The 13,481-nt window shown below is 77.0% G+C and carries 5 protein-coding genes; 3 read left to right on the forward strand and 2 right to left on the reverse strand.

The annotated features are described in order from the left end of the window. Positions 1 to 140: 140 nt before the first annotated feature. The 3 genes from AC3WT4_RS06160 to AC3WT4_RS06170 all read left to right on the forward strand — a co-directional run bounded on the left by AC3WT4_RS06160 (position 141) and on the right by AC3WT4_RS06170 (position 11,086). Positions 141 to 1,337, forward strand: coding sequence for a CobW family GTP-binding protein (locus AC3WT4_RS06160; protein ID WP_492314991.1), 1,197 nt, complete (start codon positions 141 to 143; stop codon positions 1,335 to 1,337). 390 nt (positions 1,338 to 1,727) lie between these two features. Next, positions 1,728 to 9,002 carry a DUF5979 domain-containing protein gene (locus AC3WT4_RS06165; RefSeq protein WP_492314992.1) on the forward strand — a complete coding sequence of 2,425 codons (7,275 nt, stop codon included), beginning with the start codon at positions 1,728 to 1,730 and terminating at the stop codon, positions 9,000 to 9,002. A 167-nt stretch (positions 9,003 to 9,169) separates the two neighbouring features. Then, on the forward strand, positions 9,170 to 11,086 hold the full coding sequence (locus tag AC3WT4_RS06170; RefSeq protein WP_492314993.1) for a sigma-70 family RNA polymerase sigma factor: 1,917 nt from the start codon (positions 9,170 to 9,172) through the stop codon (positions 11,084 to 11,086). A gap of 66 nt (positions 11,087 to 11,152) precedes the next feature. Here the strand turns inward: AC3WT4_RS06170 and AC3WT4_RS06175 are convergent, their stop codons facing one another. Then, the gene (locus tag AC3WT4_RS06175) at positions 11,153 to 11,770 is read right to left on the reverse strand and encodes a DUF1775 domain-containing protein (protein ID WP_492314994.1); all 618 of its coding nucleotides are present in this window, start codon (positions 11,768 to 11,770) and stop codon (positions 11,153 to 11,155) included. Next, entirely contained in the window at positions 11,767 to 13,479 is a 1,713-nt protein-coding gene (locus AC3WT4_RS06180; RefSeq protein WP_492314995.1) for a copper resistance CopC/CopD family protein, read from the reverse strand. Before AC3WT4_RS06180 ends, AC3WT4_RS06175 begins: the two co-directional genes overlap by 4 nt. Between the last annotated feature and the right edge of the window lie 2 nt (positions 13,480 to 13,481).

Raw genomic sequence — 13,481 nt, forward strand, 5'->3', positions numbered from 1 at the left:
GACGACACTAGATAGTGAGAATCATTCCCGTCAAGACGCTATGCTGACCCGCTGTCGAGAACAGTTCTCAGGAGCAGGTTGTTCCCGCATCGGCCGACGAGCCGCTCCGGGACACCCCAGACCACGGATCGGAGCGCTTCATGCCCTTCTCGTCACGCCCCTCGCCGGACCCGTCGCCCGACGACACCCGCGTCGCACTGAGCGTCCTCGCGACGATCGACCCCGTGCTGCGCGACAGCGCGGTGTTCGGGCTCGTCGTGGGGGCGCCGCGCGTCGTCGCGCTCCGCCACGACATCCGGGCCGCCGAGGGCGCGCTGCGCCGGGTCGTCGTCGACGCGACCGGCGTCGTCGAGGACGAGGTCGTGCCGCTCGAGCACGCGTGCCTGTCGTGCGCGGTCCGGGAGGACGCCGTCCCGACCCTGCGCCGGCTCGCCGAGGACGGCCGCTGGGACCACGTGGTGCTCGCCCTGCCCGTGGCCGCCGAGTCGCTGCCCGTGGTCCGCGCGCTCGCCGCGCAGGCCACCCCCGGCGCCGAGCTCGAGCGGCTGCGCCTCGCGACCGTGCTCGCCGTCGCCGACGTGGACACGCTCGAGCACGACCTGCTCGACGACGACCTCGTCGCCGAGCGCGGCGTGGGGCTCACGGAGGACGACCAGCGGGCCGTGGGGGAGGTGCTCGCCGCACAGCTCGAGCACGCCGACCTCGTCGTGACGACCGGGGACCGCGTCGCGGCCGCCACCGGGTCGGGGCTCGTCGACCGGCTGCGTGGCGTCGGGACGCGGCGCCTCGACGGCCTCCACGCGCTCGCCGCCGCCGACCTCGCGGGGCGCACGCACGACGCCGGAGCCGGCGAGCGCCGGGCGCACCCGCTCGGCGTGCGGGGCCCGCTCCCCCGGCACGCCCGCCGCACGGGCGACCGGAGCTGGACGGTCGAGCTGCGCTCGGCGCGCCCCTTCGACCCCGAGCGGCTGCTGCGCCGCATCGAGGACCTGGGCACGGGGCGGGTCCGGTCGCGCGGGGTCTTCCACGTCGCGAACCGCCCCGACTCGCTGTGCGCGTGGGACGGCGCGGGCGGCCAGCTCTGCATCGGCACGCTCGGCACGTGGGACGACGCGACCACCGCCGAGGGGCGGCCCGTCGAGCCGCACACGCGCGTGGTGGTCGTCGGCGCGACGCCGCCGGAGGGCGAGCCCGGCGACGACGTGCGCGAGCGGATCCTCGACGCGTTCCGCGACGTGCTCGCGACGCCGGACGAGCTGGCCGACGGCGGGCTGCGCTGGCTCGGGCGCACCGACGTCCTCGCGCCCTGGCTCGGCGCGCGCACGGACGCCGTCTGAGGTCGGGGGCCGCTGCTGCCGGGACGCGAGGGCGGGCCGGAAGGACGGGACCTCCCGGAGACGGGAGAACCGGTGGCGATCCGCCGCGAGAGCTCCCCCCAGCGAAGCTCTCGTCGCGGACCGCCACCGGTCCAGGTGTGTCGCCACGTGACCCGTCGTGGCGACGTCCCCCACCAGTGCAAGAGCACCGGGGCGCCCGTTCGTGACGCGCGTTGCCAGTGATGTGGATCACAGTACGACCGGAAGCGCACCGGCGCGCGCCGACGTGACCCGCCTCACCTGCGAGGTCGCGTCATGGCCCGTGCCCGAGCGAGTCCTCTCGTGTGGACCTCCTGGACGCTTGCCCAGCTCGCAGGGCGCGCGCTCGACCACTGAACGAAGGACGCACTGGTGCACCACCACGGCACACGACGGCTCGGCACACGACGGCACGACAGGCGACGACACACCTGGCGACGGCTGTGGGCGGCGGCCCTCGCGGTCGCGCTCGCCGCGCCCCTCGCCCTCGCCGGGGCGGCGACCGCCACGGCGGCGGACGGCGACCCGCAGTACTTCGAGGTCAGCAAGCGGGTCGACAAGAAGACCCTCTCCCCCGGCGACGTCTTCACGTACAGCGTCGGGGTCACGTGCTCCGAGACGACGTGCGTCGACGCCCTCCTCACCGACGCGCTCCCCGCAGAGCTCGCGGGCTACGAGCTCCAGGCCGTGCGCACCACGACCGGTCCGGTGCACGACGTGTCGTGGACCGAGGCCGGCCAGCCCGTCGACCAGCCCGCCGTCGTCGGTGCCGCCACCGCCGTCCACGTCGCGTTCCGCGACGAGACCCCCGCGGGCGTCGGCCTGACGCCGGGGGCGACGTTCACCCTGACCCTGACGCTCCAGGTGCCCGACGACGCCCGACCCGGCGAGACGGACATCGTCAACACCGCCACCACCACCGCGGCGAACTCCGCGCCGGACAGCGCGAGCGCGACCGTGCACCTCAGCGTCCCCGTCGAGACGGGCGTCGACCTCGCGAAGTCCTGGGAGCCGGCGGCACGGACGTTCGAGGCGGGCGCGCCGTCGACGGTCACGCTCACGGCGACCAACACGTCGAACGTGCCGGTGGGCACGCTCGTCGTCACCGAGCCGCAGGCGTCGGCCGACGGCGCCCGCACGCTCGACCCGACCAACCCGTTCACGCTCACCGACCTCACGGCGCTCGCCGCCGACCCGCTGCCCGAGGGCGCGACGAGCGTCCAGGTCGACGCCTACGTCCGCGGCGACGACGGCACGTGGTCCTGGGTCGCGGGCACCCCCGCCGCCGGCGCAGCGCTCCCGGCCGGGGTGGACCCGACCGCCGTCGGCGGCCTCCGGCTGACCTACGCCGGCGAGATCGTCCCCGGGGCGACCGCCGCGGCGCGCCTCGACCTCACGCAGCGCGCGACGGACCGGGAGGGTGCCGACCTGTCGGCCGCGACCCACGCTGTCGACAACGTCGCGACGGCCACCGCGACCGCCGAGGGTCGTGACCCCGTGACGGACACCGCGACCGCCCAGCACCGCGTCACGCCCGCGACCGTCGGCGTCGACGTCGTCAAAGACATCACCCCCGACCGCATCTCCGCGGGCGAGACGGCCACGGCCACCATCACGGCGACGAGCACGTCCGACGTCCCCGTCCGCTCCCTCACCGTCACCGATCGCGACTACTTCACCGACGGCGTCGTGCTCGGCGGCTTCAGCACGTTCTCCTGGCCCGAGGGTGCCGAGTCCGCCGACCTCGAGCTCCACCGCACGGACGGCTCCACCACGACCGTCACCCTGGCGCCCGGCGAGACGCCCGACGTCCCGGACACCGACGTGACCGGCTTCGCGGTGACGTTCACCGGGGCGATCGTGCCGCGCGCCACCGCGACGCTCGTCCTCGACGTCGTCACGACGGAGGACGCCGCGGGCGACGCCGTCTCGCGCGCCACCCGCAACACCGCGAGCGCCGAGGTCGTCGCCCCGAACGGGCAGACCGCGACCGACGAGGCGAGCGACACGCTCGAGCTCGTCCGGCCCGCGCTCGACGCGACGCTCGACAAGACGGTCCGTCCGGGCACCGCCGTCGAGCCGGGCGCGCGCGTCGTCGCCGGCCTCGCCGCGCGGGTCGTCGGGACCTCCGAGTACGTCAGCCCTCGGACGTTCGTCGTGGAGGACGCGTGGGCCGGCGGCGCCGGGGAGTTCTGGGACGCGTTCGACCTGTCGGGCGTCGCGCCGACGCAGGTCCCGACCGGTGCGTCGCTGACCGTGGAGGCGATCGGCCCCGACGGCTCCGCACTGCGCGTGGCGGCGTTCCCCGCGCAGGACGGACCCTTCGTCGCCGAGGTCACGGCGGACGACCTGGCTGCGGCGCTCCCCGCGGGCGTCTCGCCGTCGGACCTCACGGGCATCCGCTTCGTGCTCGAGTCGGCCACGGGCCTCCCCGTCGACACGAGCTTCACGCCGTACGTCGTCACGCAGGCGCGCGGCACGCTGCGCTCCGGCGGTGACGTGACCGAGCGGCCCGACGCGGCGACCGCGTTCGTGAACACGGCGACGGTGCGGGCCGAGGGCGTGACCCGGGGCGGCACCACGCTGACCGACGACGCCGAGGACTCGGCGACGGCGCGCGTCGTCACCCGCGAGGGCACCGGCCAGGTCGGGATCGACAAGTCCTGGCTGCAGGGCACGGTCGCGTCGCAGTCGGGCGAGCAGCGCAGCACCGCGCTGGACTGGCGCGTGCGCGAGGGCTTCTCGTCGGTGACGATCAGCGACCCGGCGGGCGACCCCGCGGACGTGGCCGGCACCGTCTTCGACGCGTTCGACCTGGTGCGCGTCGCGCCGGTCGACGCGAGCGACGTGCCCTTCAGCACCGGCTGGTACCTGCGGTACGACACCGTGACCGCGGTCGAGCTCTTCGTCGACGGCACGTGGACCGCTCTTCCCGTCCCGGCCGGGGGCTGGGTGCAGGACGGCCGCTTCGTCGGCCACACCCTGACCGCCGAGCAGCGCGCCGGGGCCACGGGCGTGCGGCTCGTCCTCGCGGAGGACGTCGCCGCGCGCGAGGCCGCCCGACGACCGGGCGCCGGGTTCGACCCGTACGCACCGCAGCCCGGCACGGGCGTCGCTGCGAGCAGCAGCGACCGCCGCTTCGTGCTCGACTGGCAGGTGCGCTCCACGACCCGCTCGACCGGTGCGTGGGTGACCCAGGAGAGCGCCCTCAACGGCGACCGCCCGGGCAGCGTCGTCAACACGGCGGGCGTCGAGGCGGTCCCCGCCGCGGGCGGCGACCCCGTCCGCGACACCGACTCCGCGACCATCTCGCTCGTCGACCACGCGCCCGGCGTCGCGGTGACGAAGTCCGTGACCCCGACGCAGCCCGTCCACGTCCCCCGCGAGGACTCGGACGCGCCGCAGCCGACGGCGACGTTCACGATCCAGGCGCGGAGCACGTCCGTCTCGCGCGCGTCCTTCGTCCGCATCACCGACCCCGCCGCGTGCTCCGAGACCGCGAGCGGCGTGGCGGGCTGCGAGGTGCCCGGCACGGCCGAGGCCGCCGTCGGCGACCCGTTCACGGCCGACGTGGACTGGCTGGCGCCCGACGGCGCGGCCAGCGCGTTCGACCGCTACGACGTCACCGGCGTGCGTGTGGACGCGAGCCTCGCGCACGAGGTCGACCTCGCGGAGAGCGTCGCGTGGGTCCTGCACCGCACCGCGGACGGCGGGTACGTCAGCGAGCGCACCACGGTCGCCGACCTCGTGACGTGGGGGCCCGAGCGCCTCGCCGACGTCGTCGGCGTGAGCGTGACGTTCCAGGGCAGCGACCCCGCGGTCACCGGGGGGACGATCTCCGCGGCGAACCGCCTCACGCTCACCCTCGACACGGTCCTGCGCGCGCACGTGCGCAGCACGGGCGAGCCGATCGCGCTGCGGGCGGGGCAGACCACCGAGGTCCCGAACCGCGCGTTCGCGCAGTCGTCCGACCCGGTGCTCGCGCCGGGCACGTCCACGGGCGACCTCGACGACGTGCGGGTCGTGCTCACGGGCGGCGACATCGACGTGGCGCCGACGAAGTCCGTGTCCCCCGCGTCGCTCACCGAGCCGTCGCGCCGCACGCCGGTGACCGTCACGCTCGGCGCCGCCTCCAGCACCCGGCCCGTGAGCTCGCTCGCGCCGGCCGAGGTCTGGCTGCGCGACGACGTCGCGTCGTCCCCGGAGTTCTGGGACACGTTCACCTTCACCGGGCTCGGTGCGCTCACCGCACCGCACGGCGCCGACCGCGTGGCGGTCGACGTCTACGGGCCGTTCGGCACGGACGGCGCGCTCGCCTGGGCGGAGGGCGCCCCGACGGCCGTCGACGCACCGGTGCTGCCCGTGGCGGCCGACGCCTACCCCGACGTGCAGGGCGTGCGCATCACCTTCTCGCGCGCCGACGGCGGCTTCTTCAGCCCGGACGTCCCCGCACCGGCCTGGGACGCGCAGGCCGCGTTCACGGTCGTGCTGCGCGACGCCTCCCGATCCACGGGCGACCCGGTCGTCCTGGACGGCTCCGTGGACAACACCGTGACGGTGCGCAGCGAGCGCCCCGACGGCGAGACGTCCCCGGAGCGCAGCACGAGCGCGACCGTCTCCCTCTCCCCGGGCACGCACGAGATCGCGGTCCGCAAGGTCGCCAACGAGGGGAGCCGGACGGTCTCGGTCGGCGCAGCCGTCCCGTGGGACCTGTCGTTCACCAACACGGGCACGGGGTACCTCACGCTCACCGAGCTGCGCGACACCCTGCCCACCACGCTCGTGCACCCGGGCGACCCGGCGCCGTCGTACGCGACGTCCGAGGGCGGGCTGCTGTCCACGGACGTCACGCTCGCCGTCGACGGCCGGGACCTGGTCCTCACGTGGCCCGAGGACGGCCGCGTCATGGCGCCGGGCGAGACGTTCCGCGTGCGGCTGTTCCTCGAGCTCCAGCCGGGGCTCGCCTCCGGCGAGCGCGCGACGAACCAGATGACCGTGCGGACCGACGAGCCGCTCGAGACCTGCACGGGCCTCGACGGTGCCGCGACGACCCCGGCCTGGGGCAGCGACCCGCGCACGTGCGGGACGACGGACTTCGTCGCCCCCGTCGACGGGCCGAACCTCTACAGCGTCAAGGGCGTGCGGGGCGCGGTGGACGGCGCGACGAACCCGTCCGCCCCGGCCACCGCGTGCCGTCCGACGCTCGAGGCGGCCGGCGGCGCCTGGTACCGCACGCCGTGCGTCGCGAACAGCGTCGTCGGCGGGACGGACGACTGGCTCCTGCACGTCGTCAACGTGGGCACGACCCCGGTCGAGGAGATGGTCCTGTTCGAGCAGCTCCCCACCGCGGGCGACCGCATGCTCCTGACCGGCGCGTCGCGCGGGTCGACCTACCGCCCCGTCCTCACCGGCATGCCGGAGCTCGCGGCACCGGACGGCACGACGGCCGTCGTCGAGGTGACGACGAGCCCGGACGTGTGCGCGGGCACGTGGCGCGACCTCACGACGCAGGCGGTGTGCGAGCAGAACGGCGAGGTGTGGGCCCCGGCCGACGACGCGACCGACTGGTCCGCCGTGACGGGCCTGCGCGTCTCGCTCGACTTCCGCACGACCGCGGCCGGGCGCCTCGACAGCGGTGGGGCCGTCGACGTCATCTACTCGACGGTCAACCGCATGGCGTCCGACGTGACGCCGGGCGGGGTCGCACCCGTCGTCCCGGCGGGCCCGGACGTGGCGTGGAACCAGTTCGGCGTCAAGTGGCGCTACACGGGCGAGACGACGTTCGAGCGGTTCGCGCCGAGCCAGGTCGGCGTCGCGCTCCCGACGGGCACCCTCCGCGTCGACAAGCAGGTCACCGGCGACGCCGCGGGCTACGCGCCCGGCGCCTACCCGGTCGACGTCGTGTGCACCGTCGACGGCGTGACGCTCGACCTCGGTGACGCGGCGCGGCTGTCCCTGACCGTCGACGGCGGGCTCACGGCCCGCGTCGACGGCCTCCCGGTGGGGACGGAGTGCGTCGTGTCCGAGGGCGGGACCCTCGGCGAGCACGGCGAGACGACGCGCACCGGTTCGCCGGCGACCGTCGCGGTCGACGTCGCGACGTCCCCGGAGGCCGACGTGCCGGCCACCCAGGTCGTCACGGTCGGCAACGACTACGCGTTCTCGGGCCTGTCCGTCACCAAGCAGGTCGACACCGAGGCCACGCAGGAGGAGCTGGGGCCGTTCGACTTCACGCTCGTCTGCACGTCGGCCACCGGCGCTCCCGTCACGTTCGACGCCGCGGGCTCGACCGAGCTGCGGTTCACGATCGGCGCCGGGGAGACGTTCACCGCACCCGAGGGCACGATCCCGGCACGCGCCACGTGCGTCGTCACCGAGACGACCACGGACGCGCCGCAGCGCGTCGTCGTCACGGGCGACGGCGTGACCGACCACGGGGACGGGAGCGCGGACGTGCTCGTCGGCACGACCCCGGCCGAGGTCGTCGTCCACAACGGGTACGACGCGGGCGTCGTCCGCGTGACCAAGGAGGTCGACGGGGCGGGCGCCGCCGCGTACGGGGCCGGGCCGTTCGGGTTCGACGTCGTCTGCACGCGGGACGGCCGCACCGTGCTGGAGGAGTCGTTCGACCTCGACGCGGGCGGCACCCGGACGTTCGGGACGTTCGTCGTCGGGACGGAGTGCGTCGTCGAGGAGACGACGGCGGGCGGGGCGACGCGCTCGGCGCTCGCCCCGGCCGACGGGCGGGTCGTCGTGGACGGCCCCGCCGAGGCGGGGACGGTGTCGGAGGCCGTCGTCACGGCGACCAACACGTTCGACGTCGCGGACCTCGAGGTCGTCAAGACGGTCGAGGGTGCGGGCGCCGAGCTCTGGGGCGCCGGACCGTTCGAGGCGCAGGCCGTGTGCACGTGGGACGTGGACGGCGAGACGCGCACGCTGGCGCTCCCGGCCGACGGTCGCCTCGCCCTCACGGCCGACGGCGGCTACCGCGCCGCCGTGCGCGACCTGCCCGTCGGGGCAGGGTGCGTCGTGACCGAGACGCGGACGGGCGGGGCCACCGCCACCGCCACCAGCGCGGACGGGGCCGTCGTGGTCGGGGGCGAGGAGCCCGCCGTCGTGACCCTGACGAACACGTTCGACGTGGCGTCGCTGGACGTCACCAAGCGCGTCGAGGGCGCGGCCGACGCGCCGGGCGCCGACGCGCCGTTCACGGTCCGCCTGGTCTGCACGCGCGAGGTCGACGGCGAGGCGGTCGCCCTCGACGTGCCCGGGGGCGGCGTGCGCCACCTCGGCGCGGACGAGACGGTCAAGTACGCCGACCTCCCGCTCGACGCGGCGTGCACCGTCGAGGAGTCGGCGACCGGCGGCGCCGCCGCCACGCAGGTCGCGGTGACGGCGCCGGGCGAGCCGGGGACGACGGTCGACGGCACGTCGGCGGACCTCACGGTCCGGCCGGGTGCGGCGGTCGTCGTGACGAACACGTTCGACGCACCCGCCGGGACGCCCGGCGGCACGACGGACGGCACCGGGACCGGGCTGGCGACCACGGGCGCGCGTCTCGGGGCGGTGGCCGCGCTCGCGCTGCTCCTCGCCCTCGGCGGCGCGGCGCTCGTGCTCGCGCGGCGACGCAGGGGCCCCGACGCCTGACGCGGCCGCTCGGCCCCGGACCGCCTCGCGGTCCGGGGCCGAGCCGTCTCCCGCTCCGGGGCCGTGGCGAGATGCATCTCACGCCCGGGACCGCGTCATGATCGCGGCTCTCGAGCGTCCTCCTCCCTGAGGGCCGCCGGACGGAGGCGGCCGGGACGGGAGCGGGCGTGCACACGCAGGACCTGACGGAGCTCGGCGACGAGCAGCTCGCCGACGCGGTGCGCGGGGGTCGCTCCGAGGCGTTCGCCGTGCTCTGGGAGCGGCACGCGGACGCCGGGCGCTCGGCCGCGCGTCGCCTCACGGCGACGTACGACCCCGACGACCTGGTCCAAGAGGCGTACCTGCGCGTGCTCGGCGCGCTGCAGTCCGGCCACGGGCCGACCGGACCGTTCCGGCCCTACCTCTACACGACGCTGCGCCACGTCGCGGCGGGCTGGGCCCGGACGCCGGACCCGCTGCCCGTCGAGGACGTGCCGGAGGTCGTCGACCCGCGCGACCTGTCGACCGAGGTCCTCGAGCGCTCGGTGACCGTCCGCGCGTTCCGCCGCCTCCCGGAGCGGTGGCAGGCCGTGCTCTGGTACACCGAGGTCGAGGGGATGGAGCCGCGCGAGGCGGCGCCGCTGCTCGGGCTGTCGGCGGGAGCGACCGCCGCGCTCTCCTACCGCGCCCGCGAGGGCCTGCGCCGCGAGTGGCTCCAGGCCCACGTGAGCACCGACTCGGTGGCACCGGAGTGCCGCTGGACGGTCGAGCGCCTGGGCGACCACGCGCGCGGGACGCTGTCGCGCGCCGCGCGGGACCGGGTCGAGGAGCACCTGACCGGGTGCCTGTCGTGCTCGATCCTCGCCGAGGAGCTCGACGACGTCGCCTCGCGCCTGCGGATCGTCCTCCTGCCGCTCGTGCTCGGCGTCCCGGTCGCGGTCGACGCCGCGACGTCCGCGCTCGCGGCGACGACCGCCGCGCCCGGCACGACGACGGGCCCGGCTCCCGGCGCGACGACCGGCCCGACGACCGGCACGGCCGGGGGCGGGGCCACCGGGGCAGCGTCCGGCGCCGGGGCCGGAGCCGCCGCCGCGGGGGCCGGCGCGCCCGGCGTCCTGGTCGGCGCGCTCGCCGCGGTGGTCGTGGCGGCCGTCGTCGGCGTGCTGGCCGTGGCGCGGCCGTGGTCCGCCGCCGAGCCGCCCGCCGCCGCGGCCGGGCAGCAGGCGTCCGCTCCCGGTCTCGCCGCGCCGCTCCCCGTCCCGGCGGACGGCGATCCGGCGGAGAGCGGTGCGGGCGACGCGCCGGTCACGACCGAGCCGGACGTCCCCGCCGGGGCGGGCGACCGCCCCGAGCCGCCGGACGCGGGCCTCGACGTCCCGCCCGCCTCGCGTCCGGACGGGCAGGGCGCGCCCGGCACCGGCGAGACCGTGCCCGAGGCTGCCCCGCCGTCGGTCGAGCCGGCCGCCCCGAGCCCACCGGAGCCCGAGCAGCCCGGGCCGGAGGAGCCCGCGCCCGAGGAACCGGCGCCCCCGGCGCCCGTCGTCGACGAGGCACCCCCGGCAGGGACGCTCACCCTCTACCCCGCCCTGCGCGGCACCGGGGAGCCCGGGGCTCGCGTGCGGGCGCTCGACGCGGCGGGGACGGTCGTCGGCACGACGACCGCGGCGCCCGACGGCCGCTGGGCGCTCGTCCCGACCGGTCTCGGCGCCACCGGGGAGCACGTGCTCGACGTCGTCCAGGACGTCGACGGCGTCGCCTCCGCGGCCGCCGCGCCGCTCGGCCCCTACGTCTTCGACCTCCCGCGCGTGCTGTCGCCGGGCCCCGGCGAGACCGTCGACGGCGCGCGCGAGACCGCACCCTGGGAGGACCCGCGCTTCTCCGTGCTCGTGACCTTCGCGGGCACCGCGGGCCTCGTCGTCGAGGCGTTCGTCGACGGGCGCCCGACCGGCAACCTCCACGAGCTCGGCGACGAGCCTGCGGTGCGCCAGGTGCGCGGCCTCGCCCCGGGCCCGCACACGTTCGGGCTCCGGTTCGTCGAGCCGGCGTCGGACGTCGCGGGGTTCGGGCCGACCGTGAGCGTCGGCTTCACCGTCGCGGGCCCCTGAGAACGGGACCCGCGACGGCTGCGGCGATCGTCGCTCGCTCGACGTGACGCTGCGCGGACCCGGACGTCACCCCCGCACGCGACGGCGCGACCACGCCCCGCCCACGACGCCGACGACGCCCGCCCCGAGCACGACCGCCCCGACGAGCGGGCCGGTCGGTGTCGGGGACGCGCCCGCCGCGACGGGCGCGGGGGCGAGGGACGCCGCCGTCGCGACGAACGTGGGTGCCGGGCGGGCGCCCGCCGGGTCGGTGTCCGTCCACGCGTACGAGGCCCCGGACGGGCACTCCTGCACCGTCGGGAAGACGAACGCCTGACCGGGCTCCCCCGTCACGCGGACGTCGAGCGTGAAGGCCGCGCGCTCGCCGTCGGGCACGGGCTCGCCGGCCCAGGCGACGGCGTCGTCCGTCACCTCGGAGGTCCAGCCCGACGGCTGGCCCGCGCCGAGCGCCTCGACCCCGGCGGGCAGGGTGACGCGCAGGCCGTCGGTGGGCTCGCCGTCGCACCCGTGGTCGAACGTGAACGTGAGCCGCGCCGAGCCGTCGCCGCGCGGTTCGACCGTCTCGATGAGCACGTGCGCGGCGACGGGCGCGGCCGTGAGCAGGGCGAGCGTCCCGGCCGTGGCCAGGGCGAGGAGCGCGCGCGCTCCGCGGTGCGGCCCGGGCGGACGGCGGTCGGGGGTCATGAGGTCACCTCCACGGGGATGCGGACGATCGGGTTCTCGTACTTGGACGTCCGCACGCTGACCTCGAGCGTCCAGGAGCCGGGCATCGGCAGGTCGAGCGTCGCCTCGTACGCGCCCGGCCCGGTGCGTGTGAGCGGCCGCGAGAACGGGCCGAGCGCCGGGTCGGCGAGCGTCGTCGCCAGCTCCGGCACCGCGACGGGCTCGAACGGCGCCCCGGCGGCGTCGAGCAGCTCGATCTCGAGCGCGTTGACGCCCACGCGCCCCGGCGTGACGCGCGCACGGAGCGTCCCGTCCCCGAGCTCCTCGACCACCTCGACGCCGGAGGTCGCGGCCTCCGGCGCGGACGGCGTCGTCGGCACGACCGGGCTGCGCGAGACCAGCACGCCCGTCGCGGCGAGCACGAGCACGAGCAGCGCCGCCTCCACGGCGACGGTCCGGCCGAGGCGGCGGCGCGCGGTCGTGGCGGTCGTGCCGCCCGCCGCACCGGCACCTCCCGGCCCGGCGACCTCCGGGACGAGCCGGTACCGGTTCCACGCCGCGATGCCGACGAGCACGAGCGCGACGCCGACCTTGACGAGCAGCGTCCGGCCGTACGTCGTCGAGACGAGCGCGTCGAGCGACCCGAGGATGCGCCACCCGAGGACGGTCCCGGTGACCGCGAGCGCGAGAACGACCCACGCGCCGAGCGCGGAGAACCGCGCCACGGTCACCCCCGCGCGACGGGCGTCCACGTGGGCGGACGGCGCGAGCACGAGCGCGAGCCCGACGACGCCACCGAGCCACACCGCCCCGGCCGCGACGTGCAGCGCGTCCGCCGTGACGACGAGCCATGGCGGGCCGAAGGTCCGCGTGTGCCCCACGAGCACGAGCGACCCCAGCGCGAGCGCGGCGGCGCCGAGGACCGTGCCCGCGGGCCACGCGGCCCGGGTCTCGCGCGCGGCCCGGGGCGCGAGCACCGTCGCGACGACGAGCCCCGCGAGCCCGAGCGCGCCCGCGACCGTGGTGTCGGAGGCGAGGCCCGCGGACCACGTCGCCGGGTCGGCGAGCGCGCCCAGCCCGCCGCCCGCCTGCCAGGCGGGCGTGAGCGGGACCGCGAGCACGGTCCCGACGACCGCGACGCCGAGCGCCCCGCGCCGGACGCGCTGGAGCCGCCGCCGCAGCACGGGGGCCGCGCCGGGCGAGACGTGCAGCACGAGGAGCTCGAACGCGACGAGCCCCGCGACGAGGAACGTCCCGGCGTAGACGGCGGCCTGGTCGAGCGCCCGGACGGCGACGAGCGCCACGGTCGGCTCGGCCACGCGCGCCTCGACCGCGGTCGCGCTCGGCGCGCCGACGGAGAACGTGAACGCACCCGCCACGGGGTGCGTGTCGAGCGACACGACGCGCCAGCTGACGACGTAGGTGCCGTCGTCGAGGGTCGAGCCGGGCGTGACGACGAGCGCGTCGTCCACCGCGGCGACGTCCACGTCGACGGGCGTGCCGTCGGCCGCGAGGACCGTCGTGCCGCCGGGGACGACCTGGACGGGCTCGTTGAAGGTGATGGTCAGCGCGTCGGGCGGCGCGTCGAGGACGGTGCCGTCCTGCGGGTCGGTGCCCACGAGGACGGCGTGGGCCGCGGCCGGGCCGCTCGCGAGGATCGCGAGCAGGACCGCGGCCGCGGCACCGACGACGACGGCCACCACCCGGCGCAGCGCCAGGGGGCGGCCCACGG

This window comes from Cellulosimicrobium sp. EB106-03-01-XG111 (assembly GCF_058792115.1).

Coding starts and splice junctions, on each gene's coding strand:
- AC3WT4_RS06175 (WP_492314994.1), bottom strand. CDS start 11,770: ATGACCCCCGACCGCCGTCCGCCCGGGCCGCACCGCGGAGCGCGCGCG.
- AC3WT4_RS06160 (WP_492314991.1), top strand. CDS start 141: ATGCCCTTCTCGTCACGCCCCTCGCCGGACCCGTCGCCCGACGACACC.